Annotated in this window: 16 protein-coding genes and 1 other RNA gene; 11 read left to right on the forward strand and 6 right to left on the reverse strand. The window is 64.9% G+C overall.

The annotated features are described in order from the left end of the window. Positions 1-103: 103 nt before the first annotated feature. On the reverse strand, positions 104-1030 hold the full coding sequence (nudC, locus tag KBB36_RS12455; protein ID WP_290981080.1) for an NAD(+) diphosphatase: 927 nt from the start codon (positions 1028-1030) through the stop codon (positions 104-106). A gap of 118 nt (positions 1031-1148) precedes the next feature. On the opposite strand from nudC, the gene ffs reads away from it, so the two are divergent. From ffs to KBB36_RS12480, 5 genes are all read left to right on the forward strand, one after another. Then, positions 1149-1247: signal recognition particle sRNA small type (gene ffs / locus KBB36_RS12460), an RNA gene on the forward strand. 37 nt (positions 1248-1284) lie between these two features. Further along, the gene (locus tag KBB36_RS12465) at positions 1285-3048 is read left to right on the forward strand and encodes a DNA polymerase III subunit gamma/tau (protein ID WP_290981083.1); all 1764 of its coding nucleotides are present in this window, start codon (positions 1285-1287) and stop codon (positions 3046-3048) included. A 9-nt stretch (positions 3049-3057) separates the two neighbouring features. After that, positions 3058-3381 carry a YbaB/EbfC family nucleoid-associated protein gene (locus KBB36_RS12470; RefSeq protein WP_290981086.1) on the forward strand — a complete coding sequence of 108 codons (324 nt, stop codon included), beginning with the start codon at positions 3058-3060 and terminating at the stop codon, positions 3379-3381. 13 nt (positions 3382-3394) lie between these two features. Next, positions 3395-3991: a recombination mediator RecR gene (recR, locus tag KBB36_RS12475; RefSeq protein ID WP_290981089.1), complete on the forward strand. Its 597-nt coding sequence runs from the start codon at positions 3395-3397 to the stop codon at positions 3989-3991. Positions 3992-4261: 270 nt separating this feature from the next. Beyond that, positions 4262-5026, forward strand: coding sequence for a hypothetical protein (locus tag KBB36_RS12480; protein ID WP_290981092.1), 765 nt, complete (start codon positions 4262-4264; stop codon positions 5024-5026). Between the two features lie 2 nt (positions 5027-5028). Here KBB36_RS12480 and gloB read toward each other — a convergent pair whose 3' ends face one another. Continuing rightward, positions 5029-5802, reverse strand: coding sequence for a hydroxyacylglutathione hydrolase (gene gloB, locus KBB36_RS12485; protein WP_290981095.1), 774 nt, complete (start codon positions 5800-5802; stop codon positions 5029-5031). A gap of 44 nt (positions 5803-5846) precedes the next feature. Between gloB and KBB36_RS12490 the strand changes: the two genes are divergently transcribed. Beyond that, positions 5847-6611: a methyltransferase domain-containing protein gene (locus KBB36_RS12490; RefSeq protein WP_290981098.1), complete on the forward strand. Its 765-nt coding sequence runs from the start codon at positions 5847-5849 to the stop codon at positions 6609-6611. On the opposite strand, the gene KBB36_RS12495 is transcribed toward KBB36_RS12490, so the two are convergent. Genes KBB36_RS12495 through KBB36_RS12505 form a run of 3 tightly spaced genes read right to left on the reverse strand, consistent with a single transcriptional unit; the run spans position 6597 to position 9648 of the window. Further along, positions 6597-7835: a 50S ribosomal protein L11 methyltransferase gene (locus tag KBB36_RS12495; protein WP_290981101.1), complete on the reverse strand. Its 1239-nt coding sequence runs from the start codon at positions 7833-7835 to the stop codon at positions 6597-6599. The genes KBB36_RS12490 and KBB36_RS12495 overlap by 15 nt on opposite strands. Next, positions 7832-8479, reverse strand: a complete 648-nt coding sequence (gene metW / locus KBB36_RS12500; RefSeq protein ID WP_290981103.1) for a methionine biosynthesis protein MetW — start codon at positions 8477-8479, stop codon at positions 7832-7834. Before metW ends, KBB36_RS12495 begins: the two co-directional genes overlap by 4 nt. Continuing rightward, positions 8476-9648: a homoserine O-acetyltransferase gene (locus KBB36_RS12505; RefSeq protein WP_290981106.1), complete on the reverse strand. Its 1173-nt coding sequence runs from the start codon at positions 9646-9648 to the stop codon at positions 8476-8478. Before KBB36_RS12505 ends, metW begins: the two co-directional genes overlap by 4 nt. Before the next feature lie 156 nt (positions 9649-9804). On the opposite strand from KBB36_RS12505, the gene KBB36_RS12510 reads away from it, so the two are divergent. From KBB36_RS12510 to KBB36_RS12520, 3 genes are read left to right on the forward strand one after another with little or no spacing between them, the layout of a single operon-like run. Continuing rightward, positions 9805-10668 carry a chorismate mutase gene (locus tag KBB36_RS12510; protein ID WP_290981108.1) on the forward strand — a complete coding sequence of 288 codons (864 nt, stop codon included), beginning with the start codon at positions 9805-9807 and terminating at the stop codon, positions 10666-10668. Between the two features lie 24 nt (positions 10669-10692). After that, positions 10693-11778 carry a histidinol-phosphate transaminase gene (gene hisC, locus KBB36_RS12515; RefSeq protein WP_290981111.1) on the forward strand — a complete coding sequence of 362 codons (1086 nt, stop codon included), beginning with the start codon at positions 10693-10695 and terminating at the stop codon, positions 11776-11778. Then, the gene (locus tag KBB36_RS12520) at positions 11775-12707 is read left to right on the forward strand and encodes a prephenate/arogenate dehydrogenase family protein (RefSeq protein ID WP_290981114.1); all 933 of its coding nucleotides are present in this window, start codon (positions 11775-11777) and stop codon (positions 12705-12707) included. The genes hisC and KBB36_RS12520 overlap by 4 nt, the downstream gene beginning before the upstream one ends. Here the strand turns inward: KBB36_RS12520 and KBB36_RS12525 are convergent, their stop codons facing one another. Beyond that, the gene (locus KBB36_RS12525) at positions 12708-13724 is read right to left on the reverse strand and encodes a DUF2125 domain-containing protein (protein WP_290981117.1); all 1017 of its coding nucleotides are present in this window, start codon (positions 13722-13724) and stop codon (positions 12708-12710) included. Between the two features lie 140 nt (positions 13725-13864). Between KBB36_RS12525 and KBB36_RS12530 the strand changes: the two genes are divergently transcribed. Both KBB36_RS12530 and KBB36_RS12535 read left to right on the forward strand, forming a co-directional pair. Continuing rightward, positions 13865-14746, forward strand: coding sequence for a DMT family transporter (locus KBB36_RS12530; protein ID WP_290981120.1), 882 nt, complete (start codon positions 13865-13867; stop codon positions 14744-14746). Further along, positions 14747-15370, forward strand: coding sequence for a gamma-glutamylcyclotransferase (locus KBB36_RS12535; RefSeq protein WP_290981123.1), 624 nt, complete (start codon positions 14747-14749; stop codon positions 15368-15370). Positions 15371-15418 lie beyond the last annotated feature (48 nt).

Below are 15418 nucleotides of genomic sequence, written 5' to 3' on the forward strand. Positions count from 1 at the left end.
ACACTCATCCTCACTGACAAGCGGCGTAGTTTAATCCAGACTGGCCATAACGAAAGTAACAAATTGTGACATTGGCGAAAAATAAGCGGGTGGAGACAGCCGCTTAACTCTCCGACAGGTAGCGGCGGGCGATCTGATGCGCCAGGCTGAGTGGCGGCGGCAGGCGCAACGGCGCGCTGGTATCGGTGCTGGCGCGCAGCATGGCGGCCACCTCGTCGCGGTGGAACCAGCGCGCATCCTCCAGTTCGTGGCGATCCACCGTCACCGTATCCGAGGTGGCGGTGGCAACGCAGCCGATCATCAGCGAGGACGGAAACGGCCAGGGCTGCGAGGCGATGTAGCGCACGTCACTGGTGGCCAGGCCGGCTTCCTCGGCCAGTTCACGCCGCACGGCTTCCTCGATGGTTTCGCCCGGTTCCATGAAGCCGGCCAGGGCGGAATAGACCCCGGGCAGGAATTGCGGCTGGCGGCCCAGCAGGATCTGGTCGCCATACACCCCCAGCATGATCACCACCGGGTCGGTGCGTGGGAAATGCTGCGCCCGGCAGGCATCATTGGTGCAGCGCCGGCTGTAGCCGGCATCCTCGGCCTGGCTCGCTGCGCCGCATTGGGCGCAGAAACGATGCCGCTTATGCCAGTCGGTCATGCTGCGCGCCTGGGCCAGGATGGCGGCTTCGGCCAAGCTGAGCTGCGGCGCAATGCTGCGCACGTCGATGAATTTGTTGTTGTCATCGGCCAGTGCGTCGATGCCGGGGATATCATCCACATCCACGGCGAAATGCGCCACGCCGTCTTCCAGGCCCAGCAGCAGGTTGGGGCATTCGGCCAGCGGCGCGGCAAAACGTTGCGGAAACCAGGCCAGATGCGCGCCACCTTCCAGCGCGATCAGCGGTTTCAATTCGCGCAGCAGCAGAAAGCGGCTGGTGCTGGCATTGCGCTGGGCGTCGAGCCAGGCGGCATCGCGGCGCTGGTTGCCGGCGCGGTCAAGCGGCGAGCCGGAAAACGGGATCGTATCATAGGGCTTAAGCATAGGCGCAGCCTTGCATAACGGCCCAAATCCGGCAATTGCCGGAAGCGGATTTCCTGCCTGTTGCGTTCGCCTCGCCCCGCCTGTTGCGTTCGTAATGCCAATGCGGGATAAGGGGCGCGGGAGGTTGGCGGCGGACGGGCGCCTCGCCAACCCGGTCAGGTCCGGAAGGAAGCAGCCGCAACGAGTTCCCGCACGGGTCGTTGTCCAGCCTCCCACCCTGTTTTGTGCAGGGGTATGCTCCGTTCAGGGGAACCATGTCGAGCAATCCGGCACCCTATCGCGTGCTGGCGCGGAAATACCGCCCCAGCAACTTCGCCGAGATGATCGGCCAGGATGCCCTGGTCCGCACCCTTTCCAATGCCATCGCCACCGGGCGCATTGCCCAGGCCTTCATCCTCACCGGCGTGCGCGGCGTGGGCAAAACCACCACCGCCCGCATCATCGCCCGGGCGCTGAACTGCACCGGCCCGGATGGCCAGGGCGGCCCCACGGTGGAGCCTTGCGGCGTCTGCGACAATTGCCGCGCCATCGCCGAGGATCGCCATCCCGACATCCTGGAGATGGACGCCGCCTCGCGCACCGGCATCGGCGATATCCGCGAGATCATCGAGGCGGTGCGCTACGCCCCGGCCATGGCGCGCTACAAGGTCTACATCATCGACGAAGTGCATATGCTGTCCACGGCGGCCTTCAACGGCCTGCTCAAGACGCTGGAAGAGCCGCCGCCGCATGTGAAATTTGTCTTCGCCACCACGGAAATCCGCAAAGTGCCGGTCACCGTGCTGTCGCGCTGCCAGCGCTTTGATCTCAAGCGGGTGGAAATAGCCGTGCTGGCGGCACATTTCAGGGCCATCACGCAGAAGGAAGACGCCCGCATCACCGACGAGGCGCTGACGCTGATCGCGCGCGCCGCCGAAGGCTCGGTGCGCGATGGTCTGTCGCTGCTCGATCAGGCGATTGCGCATGGCGCCGGCGAGGCCGATGCCGCCCTGGTGCGCGACATGCTCGGCCTGGCCGATCGGGGCCAGGTATTCCAGCTGCTGGCGCATCTGCTGCATGGCCGGCTGCCCGAGGCGCTGGAGAATCTCGGTCAGCAATATGCCCTCGGCGCCGATCCGGCGGTGGTGATCCAGGATATGCTGGAACTGAGCCACTGGCTCACCCGGCTCAAGGTGGTGGGCGACGCGGCGGATGACGTGACCCTGCCGGAAGAACAGCGCCGCAGCGGCAAGGAACTGGCCGCCAAGCTGGGCATGCCGGTGCTGGCGCGCACCTGGCAGATGCTGCTCAAGGGCCTGCATGAAGTGCGCGGCGCGCCAACCCCGCTGGCTGCCGCTGAAATGGTGCTGGTACGGCTGGGTTATGCTGCCGATCTGCCCAGCCCGGGCGAATTGGTGAAAGAATGGCGCGACAAGGGCGGTGCCGGCATGGCGCCGGTGACGCGCGCGCCGGCAGGCGGCGGCGGTAATGCTGGCGGCGGCACTGCCCTGGCGGCGCAGATGCAGCCGGCGCCGGCGCTGGAAGGCCCGGTGGCCCTCGCCGATCAGGGCGTCGCGCAGGTGGCGGCGCCGCAGAATTTCGCCGCATTGGCGGCTTTGTTCTCCGAAATGCGTGAAGGCATCCTGGCCGGCGAACTGGAGAATTATGTGCATCCGGTGGCGTTTGAGCCGGGCCGCATCGAATGGCGCCAGCAGCCCGATGCAATGCGCAATCTGGCCGCGCAGGTGGCCGAGAAATTACAGGAATGGACCGGCCAGCGCTGGATGATCGCGCTGTCGAACCAGCCGGGCGAGCCGACCTTGCATGAAAAAACCCTGGCGGCCGCCTCGTCGCGCCATGCCCAGGCGGCGGCGCACCCGCTGGTGCAGGCGGTGCTGGCGGCGTTTCCCGGCGCGGAATTGAAGGTCAGCCGGGCGCAACTGGCGCCGGTTGAGACCATTGCCGAAACGGCTGGCGATGCCGATGGCCCGGCCTATATGAGCGATGACGATATCGATCCGCTCAACGAGCTTGATTGAGGGAGTGTGATGAAAAATCTTGGCCAGATGCTGAAGCAGGCGCAGGAGATGCAGGGCCGCATGGCCGAGATGCAGGCCGAACTGGAGCGCCGCGAAGTGCAGGGCAGCGCCGGCGGCGGCATGGTGTCGCTGACCTTGAACGGCAAGGGCGAATTGCGCGGCGTGAAGATTGATCCCTCACTGCTGGTGCCGGATGAAGCCGAAGTGCTGGAGGATCTGCTCAAAGCCGCCCATGCCGATGCCAAGGCGCGGGTTGAGCGCGAGACCCAGGAGCAGATGCAGAAGCTGACCGCCGGCCTGCCGCTGCCGCCGGGCTTCAAGCTGCCCTTCTGATCCAGATCAGTCGATGGCCGGTGCCGAAATCGAGCGGTTGATCCAGCTATTGGCGCGGCTGCCGGGTCTTGGCCCGCGTTCGGCGCGCCGCGCCGCGCTGCATCTCTTGAACAAACCTGATGCCCTGTTGCAGCCGCTGGCGCTGGCTTTGCGTGACGTGGCCGACAAGGTGCAGACTTGCGCCCGTTGCGGCAATCTGGATAGTCATAACCCTTGCGCCATTTGCAGCGATACGCGGCGCGACGAAACCCTGCTCTGCGTGGTGGAAAGTGTTGCCGATCTGTGGGCGCTGGAACGTTCGGGCGTGTTTCGCGGCCGCTATCATGTGCTGGGCGGCACACTCTCGGCTTTGGATGGGCGCGGCCCGGCTGATCTGAATGTGGATGGCCTGCTGGCCCGGGTTGGTGATGGCAGCCGGGTGCGTGAAGTGATCATCGCCACCAATGCCACGGTGGAAGGTCAGACCACGGCGCATTACCTGACCGACCGGCTGCTGCCGGCCGGCGTTTCGGTCACCCGGCTGGCGCATGGCGTGCCGGTGGGCGGTGAGCTGGATTACCTTGATGACGGCACCCTGGGCGCCGCGCTGAAGGCGCGCCGCCCGTTTTGATCCCCCTTACATAATCGTCATCCCCGGGCTTGACCCGGGGATCTCATTTTTGACCGTTTTATAGCAATTTTCTCAATTGGATAGAGATCCCCGGGTCAAGCCCGGGGATGACGATGACGGGGAGGCTCAAGCGGTCAGAAGTTAAACCAAGCAGCCGCGGATCAAGTCCGCGCATGACGATGGAGAGCGGGCGGGGAGGTGGGCCGGCAATTCCGTTTAAGGCGTGACCTGTCGCGCCGCCCTCGGTAAGCTGGCGGCGGAGGAAACCCGATGCGGCTGCATTTTACCCTGCTGCTGTTCTGTCTGCTGCTGTCCGGCCCGGCGGCGGCGCTGGATTTCCGCGTTACATATATCGACCGCGACGCCACGCCCTATATCACCGGTGAAGGTGTCGAGGTGCCACCTCGGCCCGGCGCGGCGGTGGATTTGGTGCGCCGGGTGGCGACCGAGCTTGGCGCCAATGTGCGCTTCGAGCGGCGGCCAGCCAAGCGGGTGATGGCTGCCCTGCATGCCGGCGAAGCCGATGCCCTGCTGGGCCGTATCTACACGCCGGAAATGGGCCGTGAACTGGCCTTTCCGCTGCGTGCCGATGGCCAGCCTGATCCCGCTGGCGGGCTGGGTGTGCTCAGTTATCGTTTCTACCGCCTGCCCGGTGCCGAGATCACCTGGGATGGCCGCAGGCTCGGCTCAACCGTGCCGCGCCCGGTGATCGGTCTCAATTCCAGCACTACGATAGCAGCCTTGTTGCAGCGGCTCGGTGCCGAACCGGCAGAGGCGTATAGCAGCTCGCAGCTTTTCGGCATGCTGATGGCAAGGCGTTTTCAGGCCGTGGCGGCGCTGGAAGTGATCGGCGACCGCTATGCTGCGCTCAAGCTGGAGCGGCTTGATCCGCCTTTGGCCAGCTTCGATTTTTATCTGCCGGTGACCAAGGCTTTTCAGGCGGCGCAGCCGGATTTTGTCGCCCGGCTGTGGCGCCGCCTGGGCGAAAGCCGCGATGCGGTTTATGACGAATTGCTGCCGCTCTATCTGAATTGAGCTCAGCCGCGGAAGCTGTCCTTGCGCTTGCGTGTTTCGGCAAACACCGCCACATCGTCGGCGCCCTCCAGGCCCAGCGTAGCGCGCAGATTTGGACTCATCGGGCGCAGGAATGGATTGGTGGCGCGCTCCTCGCCCAAAGTTGAAGGCACTGTCGACCGGCCATCGGCGCGCAAGGCCTTGATGGCTTCATGGCGCGCCAGCAGCGCGGCATTGCCGGGCTCCACGGTAACGGCGAAGCGCGCATTGCTTTCAGTATATTCATGCGCGCAATACACCCGCGTGGCATCGGGCAGGGCGGCCAGTTTGCTCAAACTGGCCCACATCTGCGCCGGACTGCCTTCAAACAGCCGGCCGCAACCGAGCGCAAACAGCGTGTCGCCGCAAAACAAAGCCTCGGCCGCACTGAACCAGTAGGCGATATGGCCGGCAGTATGGCCCGGCACGTCAAAGACCAGCGCCTTGCTGTCGCCCAGGCTGAAACTGTCGCCATCACCCAGTTGAGTGGCAATGCCGGGGATGCGCTGGGCCTCGGCACGCGGGCCGATGATGGCGCAGCCGGTGGCTTCGCGCAGCACCAGGTTGCCGCCGACATGATCCGGGTGATGATGCGTATTGAGAATGAAGTTCAGCCCCCAGCCGCGGCGCTCAATTTCCGCCAGCACCGGCTCCGGCACGGCGGGATCCACCACCGCCGTGGCGCCGCTGGCCGTATCACGCAGCAGATAAACGTAATTGTCGTTCAGGACCGGGATTTGCACGATGTCGAGCGTCATGCCGGCATTCTAGCGCGGAATGCCATTCATGCTACAGTCTTTGCATGCTGCGACCCGATGTGATCGACCTGCGTGAATTTTATGCCAGCCGGCTGGGCCAGACCGTGCGCCGCCTGCTGCGCCAGCGCCTGCGCGCCATCTGGCCGGATTTGCAGGGTTTGCGCCTGCTGGGCCTGGGTTATGCCACGCCCTATCTGCGGCTGTTCGAAGCTGAAACCGAGCGCGTGCTGGCGGCGATGCCAGGACCACAAGGGGTTGTGCGCTGGCCGCGCGGCAAGCCTGGCCGGGTCATGCTGGTGGATGAAGAGGATTTGCCGCTGCCCGATGCCAGCATTGATCGTATCCTGCTGGTGCATGCGCTGGAGAATGCCGACAATGTGCGCGCCATGCTGCGCGAGGTGTGGCGTGTGCTGACGCCGCAGGGTCGCCTGCTGGCGGTGGTGCCGAACCGGCGTGGCCTGTGGGCACATATCGATGCCACGCCCTTTGGCCATGGCCATCCCTACACGCCGCCGCAGCTCACCCGGCTGATGCGCGATGCACTATTCTCGCCACTGCAAAGCCGCCAGGCCTTGTGGTATCCGCCCTCGGAACGCGCCTTCATGCTGCGTATGGTGCCGGCCTGGGAAGCCACCGGCGAATGGCTGTGGTCGCGCTTTTCCGGCGTGCTGCTGCTGGAAGCCGAGAAGCAGGTCTTCATGCCGGCGCCGCTGAAGCGGCAGAAAACCCGCACACGGCATTTTGTCTTGCAGCCACAGCCGGCAGCCAGCATGGCTGACCCGACGCGGCTTGACTCAGACCAAGCTTAAATCAAAAAACGTATCGGCGCAGGTCCAGTCGGCGGTAATGCTGTCGCCGGCCTGCACCGGCTGGTCGCGCTTTTGCCACAGGATCGCCTGGCCCCAATGATCCATATGCGGCAAGGCCGCGTCGATATGGGCCGGCGCGGTGGAGACGGCGATTGCGTCATCCAGCCATAGCGTGAACCACAATGCAAAGGCATGCAGTTGGCCTGTCTGCTGGATCGGCAATACAACGCGGCGGCTTTGCGGCGTGGACCAATCCGGTGGCTGGCGGAAATCGATACGCTCCAGCAGCACAGGTGTCGACAAAGCCTGATGCGCCACATGCTCCAGCCGCAGGCTGCCATGGCTGGCGCGGTTGCGGAAACGGTCAAACGGCGACAGGTCGAAGCCGGCGATGCCGCGCAGCGGATTGACCTGGCGCTGCTGCGGCAATTCCAGCGCCTGCACATAGATATCGGCGGCGGCCGGCAGCACGCGGGCGCCGGGCCGCGCCAGCCGCGCCAGCGCATCGCGCAAGGTGGCCAGCACCCCCTCGCCCAGCAGCCCGGCATCCAGCACTTCGGAAACCACCAGATCAGCCTGGCCGCCCATATCGCGCGCCGCATCCAGTTCGGTGGAGCGTTTGGCGATCACCTGGATGCGCCCGGCAAAGCCGTTCAGCGCCACGATCTCGGCGGCGGTTTCGGCGATCACCGGATGCGCCTCGCAGGCCACCACGCGGCCGGCGCCGGCGCGGGCGGCAAACAGGCTGAGCAGGCCCGAGCCGGTGCCGATATCCAGCACCAGGCCGGCATTGCACGCCGCCGCCGTGATGGCCGCCTCATAAGCCTGGTTACGCGCCGTATCGGCCAGCATCGGAAAATGCCAGGCCGGGATCAGCCGGCTCAGATAAGCCGACAAAGCCTCGGCGATATCCTCGCGCCGCGGCGCCAGTTTGGCCGCTGCGCGCAAGGCGGTCATCGCGGTGCGATGATCATTGGCCTCACGGGCGCAATGGCCCAAAGCCAGCAGCGCATCGGCATCCTGCGGCTTGAGCTGCACGGCTTCGCCCAAAGCCGCCACGGCCTCGCGGAAACGATGCTGGCGATGCAGTAGGAAGCCATAATTGCGCAGGATTTCAGCCCGTTCTGCGCCGGGCTGTGCCAGCGCCTGGCGATAAGCAGACTCGGCTTCTGGCAGGCGCCCGGCCTGATGCAAGGCCAGGGCTTGCATGTAAATGCTACTCATTGCGCGCGGCGCCGCAGCAGATACACCGCCTGCGCGCCGAAGATATTGGCCGCCGGGCCGCTCAGGCGCCAGCCAGCGCGGTTGCCATGGCCGTCCACGGCAATGCGCTGCTCCACCACAATGCCGTCGCGGGCGCAGAGTTCGTCAAAGTCACGAATGGTGCAGAGATGGATATTCTGCGTCTCATACCACGGATCATCCAGCGCGGCGGTCATCGGCATGCGGCCATCCAGCAGCAATTGCAGCCGCACGCGCCAATAGGCGAAATTCGGAAATGACACGATGGCGTGTTTGCCGATCCGCAGCAATTCGCGCAAAACCTGCCGCGGATTGCGCGTTGCCTGCAGGGTCAGGCTGAGAATCGCATAGTCAAAGGCAGCATCGGGATAATCCGCCAGATCGGTATCGGCATCACCCTGGATTACCGACAGGCCGCGCGCCACGCAGGCATTGACGCCGGATTGCCGCACTTCGATGCCGCGTGAATCCACCTGTTTTTCGCGCCACAGATATTCCAGCAGCATGCCGTCGCCGCAGCCCACATCCAGCACGCGGCTTTGCGGCGCCACCATTTCGGCGATCAGCAGCAGGTCGCGGCGGATATCGCGGGTGCGTGCTTCGGGTATGGCGGGGCGGGCGGTCATGCGCGATAGCCGTTCAGGCCGCGCACTTCGGCGCAGCCATCGAGGAAACCCTTCAGGGTGCGAAACATTTCCGGCTCATCCAGCAGGAAGGCATCATGGCCCTTGTCGGTCTCGATCTCGACAAAGCTGACATTGGCCGCAGCGGCATTCAGCGCCCGCACAATGGCCTTGTTCTCGCTGGTCGGGAATAGCCAGTCGGAGGTGAAGGAGACTACGCAGAAGCGGGTTTTGCTGCCCTGATACACGGCGGCCAGATTATCGCCAGCCTGGGCGGCAAGGTCGAAATAATCCATCGCCCGGGTGATGTAGAGATAGGAATTGGCATCAAACCGCTCAACGAAGCTGGAACCCTGGTGGCGCAGGTAACTCTCAACCTGGAATTCGGCCTCGAAGCCATAAGTCAGCCGTTCGCGGTTTTGCAGGTTGCGGCCGAATTTGCGGTGCAAAGCGGCTTCCGACAGATAGGTGATATGCGCCGCCATACGCGCCACCGCCAGGCCGTTGCGCGGGATGGTGCCGTGGTTCAGGTAATCGCCGCCATGCCAGTCCGGATCGGCATAGATCGCCTGGCGGCCAACCTCGTGGAAGGCGATATTCTGCGCCGAATGGCGCGCGGCGCAGGCGATCGGAATGGCGGCGAAGCAGCGTTCCGGATAACTCGCCGCCCATTGCAGCACCTGCATGCCGCCCATCGAGCCGCCGATGACGCAGAACAGATCACGGATGCCGAGATGGTCCAGCAGCATGGCCTGGGCATTCACCATGTCGCGGATGGTGATAAGCGGAAAACGCAGGCCCCAGGGCTTGGCTGTGGCCGGGTCGAGATCGGGCGGGCCGGATGATCCCATGCAGCCGCCGATCACATTGGCGCAAACCACAAAGAAACGGTCGGTATCGATCACCTTGCCGGGGCCGACCAGGGTGAGCCACCAGCCCGGCTTGCCGGTGACCGGATGGGTATTGGCAACATGCTGGTCACCGGTCAGCGCATGGCAGATCAGGATGGCGTTGGATTTGTCGGCATTGAGCCGGCCATAGGTGGTGTAAGCCACATTGAACGGGCCGAGCTCGATACCGCAATCCAGCCTGAGCGGCAGGGTTTCGCCCAGCACCACCCGATGTCCCGGCCCGATGGGATCATAGGCTGCCGCTCGCGATGCTTCCGCCATCATGCCAATCCAACCGTTAACCTACTGGAATTAAGGGGCGTCGGATGCTTAGGAACAATGCAATGTACTGTCAATGTTTTCTTTGCATTTGCGGCAGGCAGCGAATAAGACTATGCGGCTTTTGTTCTCCCCCCTTGCAGACGTAAAATCATTTCCATGACCGAGCATATCGCCAGCCTGGCCGACCTGAGGCATGAAATCGATGTCCTGGACGACCAGATCCAGGATTTGTTGCGCCGCCGTGCCGAAGCGGTGGAAAAAGTTGCCATCACCAAGCGCGCTTCGGGCGGCGAGAATGGTTTTTTCCTGCGCTGTGGCCGCGAGGCGCAGATTCTGCGCCGCCTGCTGGCGCGGCATCACGGCCCGCTGCCGGCCGCTGCCCTTCTGCGCATCAACCGCGAACTGATCGGCGCGCTGTATGATTTGCAGGCGCCGGTGCAGGTGGCGGTGCTGGCGCCGAACAAATCCGTGGCGCGCTGGGATTTGGCCCGCGACCATTACGGCTCTGGCGTGCCGATGCTGCTCTGTGCCACCGCCACCTCCGCAATGCGCGAGATTTCCGCCAAGGCGGCCACGGTGGGGGTGATGCCGCTGCCCGAGGATGGCGAAAAGGACCCGTGGTGGCCGGTGCTGGCCAACCGCACCGTTGATACGCCGCGTGTGGTGGCCAAGCTGCCCTTCCTGACCAATCGCAAGGGCCGGCTGGCCGATGTTGGCGCCCTGGTGATTGCCCGCTGCCCGGCGGAGCCTTCCGGCGACGACCATAGCCTGGTGGTGGTGCAGGCGGCCGAGGAGGGCATGAGCCTGGCGCGGCTGGGCAGCCTGCTGGCCAAGGCCGGCCTGAGCGGCCAGGTGCTGGCACAGCACAAGCAGGGCGGCCAGGATATCCGCCTGCTGCTGGACCTGCCGGGTTTCCTGGAGGATAACGATGCCCGCCTTGCCGCCTTGCGCGCCGCCGCGCCGGAGGCGATTGTGGATGTGCTGGTGATCGGCGCCTATGCGGTGCCGGCCGGCGAATAAGCCTGTTTTCCAAGGAGTGAAGCCGTGACTGCGCCCAAGCCCAATGCCGGGATTCTTGATATCAGCCCCTACAAGGGCGGCGAAGCCGCTGTGGCCGGTGTTACCGATGTGCGCAAGCTGTCGTCCAACGAAACCCCGCTTGGCCCCAGCCCGCAGGCGATTGCCGCCTACAAGGCGCAGGCTGATGAGCTGCACCGCTATCCCGATGGTGCAGTGGACCTGCTGCGCCAGGCGATTGCGCGCCATCATGGCCTGCCGGCGGAGAATATCATCTGCTCAAATGGCTCCGACGAACTGATTTCGCTGATCTGCAATGCCTATTGCGGCCCGGGCGACGAGGTGCTGTATTCGCGCCACGGCTTCCTGATGTATCCGATTGCCGCCAAGGCGCGCGGCGCCACCCCGGTCACTGCCGAGGAAACCAATCTCACCACCAATGTGGATGCGCTGCTGGCGAAAGTCAGCCCGCGCACCCGCATCGTGTTCCTGGCCAATCCCAACAACCCGACCGGCACCTATATTTCGGCCGCCGATCTGCGCCGCCTGCGTGAAGGGCTGCCCGATGGTGTGCTGCTGGTGGTGGATGCGGCCTATGCCGAATATGTCAGCCGCAACGATTATTCGGCCGGCGAGGATCTGGTGCGCGAGCGCGATGACACGGTGATGACGCGCACCTTCTCCAAGATTCACGGCCTGGCCGCCCTGCGGCTCGGCTGGGCCTATGCGCCGGCCAATGTGATCGAGGTGCTGAACCGCGTGCGTGGCCCGTTCAATGTCAACAGCCCGGCCCAGGCCGCCGGCGTGGCGGCTTTGGCCGATGTGGCGCATACCGACAAGGCGCGTGCCCATAACGATGCCGAATTGCCGCGCCTCACCAAGGCGTTGACCGCTTTGGGCCTGGATGTGGTGCCGAGCGTGGGCAATTTCCTGCTGATGCGTTTCCCCAAAGGTGCCGAGCAGGCCCAGGCCGCCGATCATTTCCTGCGCAGCCGCGGCCTGATCCTGCGCGCCATGGCCGGCTATGGCCTGCCGGAAAGCCTGCGCCTCACCATCGGCACGGTGGCCGAGAATGACCGCGTGCTGGCGGCGCTGGCCGATTTCCTGAAATGAGCCAGCAGGCGGCGCCGTTTCGCCGGCTGGCCATTATCGGCATCGGCCTGATCGGTTCCTCGATTGCCCGCGCAGCGCGGCAATGGGGCCAGGCGGCAGAAATTGTCTGCGCCGATCTGTCGGAAAGCCATCGCCAGCAGGCGGTGGCCTTGGGCGTGGTGGATGCCGCCTATGCCGATGCTGCCGAGGCGGTGCGTGGCGCCGACCTAGTGATCCTCTGCGTGCCGCTGGGCGCCTATGGGGCCGTGGCGCAGGCGATGGCGCCCGGGCTTGGCGCCGGCACGCTGGTTTCCGATGTCGGCTCGTCGAAGCAATCAGTGTTGCGCGATGTAGCGCCGCATCTGCCGCCCGGCGTGGCCTTCATCCCGGGCCATCCGGTGGCCGGCACCGAACATTCCGGCCCCGCTGCCGGCTTTGCCACGCTGTTTCAGGGCCGCTGGTGCATCCTGACCCCGCCCGAAGGCAGTGACCCGGCACAGCTTGAACGGCTGCATGGTTTCTGGTCGGCTTTCGGCAGCAAGGTTGAGGTGATGGATGCACGGCATCACGATCTGGTGCTGGCAATCACCAGCCATGTGCCGCATCTGATTGCCTATAACATCGTCGGCACCGCCGATGATCTGCAAACCGTGACGCAATCGGAAGTGATCAAATATTCCGCCGGCGGCTTCCGCGATTTCACCCGCATCGCCGCCAGCGATCCGACGATGTGGCGCGACGTGTTCCTCAATAACAAGGAAGCGGTGCTGGATATGCTGCAACGCTTCACCGAAGACCTCACAGCGTTGCAGCGCGCCATCCGCTGGGATGACGGCGAGACATTGTTCAAGCTGTTCAGCCGCACCCGGGCGATCCGCCGCGCCATCATCGATGCCGGCCAGGAAACCGCCGCGCCGGATTTTGGCCGCACCGGCGACGGCAAACAGTAATTACGGCTTCGGCGTCAGCAATGGCGCCAGGGTGAAGAGCGGCACATTGGCGATGCTCAGCAGGCCATTCTGCGCGGTCAGCGGCAGCGGGAGCACGGTTTCGCCCTTGTCATCGGTTTTATGCAGCTTGGCCAGGGTTGCCTTGGCAGCCACCGCCTCGGCCGGTTTCATCCGCCCGGCCGCCACCAGGGCATCGATGCCCGCCGCCGCGCCGAGCAGCCGGCCGCCCATGGCGCCGAGCGGGCGGAATTGTTTATCCACGGTCAGCGAGCCATCGCCGCTCAGATGCACCGCGCCCCAATGCAGCAGGATGTTGCTGAATTCAACGATGCCGCCGGCATCGCGCCAGGCAGCCAGTGCCGCCTGCGGGCTGGCGCCAAGCCATGGCCCGGTCTGCTTGCCGATCAGGTTCAACTCGGCGATGCGGCGGCCCAGCGGGCCATCCAGCGCCGCCGGCAGGTCCAGATCGGTGATCTGCACGGCCACATCCAAGGCCGGTGGCACATTGCCGGCCTGGCGCAGATGCAGTTGCAGCCGGCCGGCCTCATAACCCGCCAGGGCTTGGCCGAAGCGCACGCCCTGCAAATCGGCGGCGATCCGCAGCCAGCGGTCGGCGCCATCCAGCACCAGGCTGGCCCGGCCACGTTCCGGCGTGGCGCTGAACTTGTGCTCGGTGCCGCCATCGCGCCAGGCCAGGCTCTGGGCGCCAAACAGCTCAAACACAATATGCTGGCTGCTCCATAATTGCTGATGCGCCACCAGGGTTTCGGATTCGATTTTCCAGCCGGCGCCGCGCGGCTCGCTCCAGCTCACCCCGTCCAGCCGCAGGCTGAGCCGGTAGGGAAAGCCACCGCGCTGCCAGCCGCGATAGCTGAAGCTGCGGCCCTGAAGCTGCTGTTGCGCCTGGAAGGCCAGCAAACCGGCCTCCACCCGCCCCATAAGGTGGCTCCACAGGGCATAATAGCCGAGCAATCCGCCCAGGATGGCGCCGGCCAGGAAAACAAATCGCAATCGCATGGTGCCAGTATAGCGCCGCCGCGCCCCCGGCTCCATGGCCGCTGCCTGCCGTTATCGCCGCAGCCGGGCAGTGCGGCCATGGGTTGCCGTAACGGCGGCAAGCAGCAATAGTTGTCGCCGAAAAAAAGAAAGTGTCCCCGATGTCGTCCCGTCCCCATGCCGCCTTTGCGGCCATCGCCCTGCCCGGATTGTTTGTGCTGTTATGGTCCACCGGCTTTATCGGCGCCAAGCTTGGCCTGCCCTATGCCGAGCCGACCACCTTCCTGATCGTGCGTTTTGCCATCATCACAATGCTGCTGGCCGGTTTCGCCGGGCTGACCCGGGCGCCCTGGCCGACAAGCTGGCGGGAAACCGGCCATATCGTGGTGGCCGGGATACTGATGCAGGCGGTGTATCTGGGTGGCACTTTCAGCGCCATCTATCACGGCGTGCCGGCCGGCATCGCGGCGCTGATCGTCGGCATCCAGCCTTTGCTGGTGGCGGCGGTGGCCGGCCCGGTGCTGAACGAACAGGTGACGATGCGGCAATGGGCCGGGCTGGCGCTCGGCCTCGGCGGTGTGCTGCTGGTGGTGTGGACCAAGCTTGATCTCGGCATCGGCTCCATGCTGGGTTATGGCCTGGCCGGGCTGGCGCTGCTCGGCATCACGGTCGGCACGGTCTACCAGAAGAAATTTTGCCCGCAGATTGATCTGCGCAGCGGCAATGCCATCCAATATGCTGCCGCCGTGGTGGTGCTGGCGCCGTTTGCCTTGCTGTTCGAGGATCGTGTGATCGAATGGAGCGGCGAATTCATCTTTGCGCTTGGCTGGCTCTGCATCGTGTTGTCGCTTGGCGCCATTTCGCTGCTGTTCAGCCTGATCCGGCGCGGCGGTGCCGCCCAGGTCTCCAGCCTGTTCTTCCTGGTGCCGCCCTGCACGGCTTTGGTGGCGTATTTTCTGTTTGGCGAAACCCTCAACCTGTTGGCCCTGCTCGGCATGGCGGCTACCATGGTGGGTGTCGCCCTGGTGAACCAGAAACGCTAGATGCCCAAAACAGTCATCCCCTTTGATGCCGAACCGCCTTTGCCGGGCGAGACGCCGCCGGCCTTCCCGAAGGTGACAGTGCCGAAGGGCGAGGCATTGTGGGTGTTTGGCTATGGTTCGCTGATGTGGGATCCCGGCTTTCCGTATCTGGAACAGGCCACGGCGCGGCTCTGGGGCTATCACCGCGCCTTCTGCGTCTGGTCGCACCGTTATCGCGGCACACCGGAAGCCCCCGGCCTGGTGCTGGGCTTGAAGCCGGGCGGCTCCTGCCTGGGCCGTGCCTTCCGTGTGCGCAAGGCCGATGAAGCCGCCGTGATCGACTATCTCTATCGCCGCGAGATGCTCACCGGGGTGTATCGGCCCGGCTTCCATACCGCACAATTGGGCGCCGAGCGCCGCCGCGTGCTGGCCTTCGTGGCCGATCATAAACATGTGCAATATGCCGGCCGGCTCAGCGAACCGGAAGCAGCGCAGGTGATTGCGCAATCCTCAGGCCAGCGCGGCCCGAATCTGGATTACCTGAGCAACACCGTGGCGCATCTCGATGCGCTGGGCATCAATGACGGGCCATTGCACAAGCTGCTGGCGGATGCGCAGCAGCTTTGCGCTGCAAAGCGCGCGTGAAGTGGGGCGGCTGTGCCGGTGAAGCAAAAAGACGTAGGGGAGAGCGAA

Source organism: Ferrovibrio sp. (assembly GCF_017994015.1).
Taxonomy (GTDB): domain Bacteria; phylum Pseudomonadota; class Alphaproteobacteria; order Ferrovibrionales; family Ferrovibrionaceae; genus Ferrovibrio.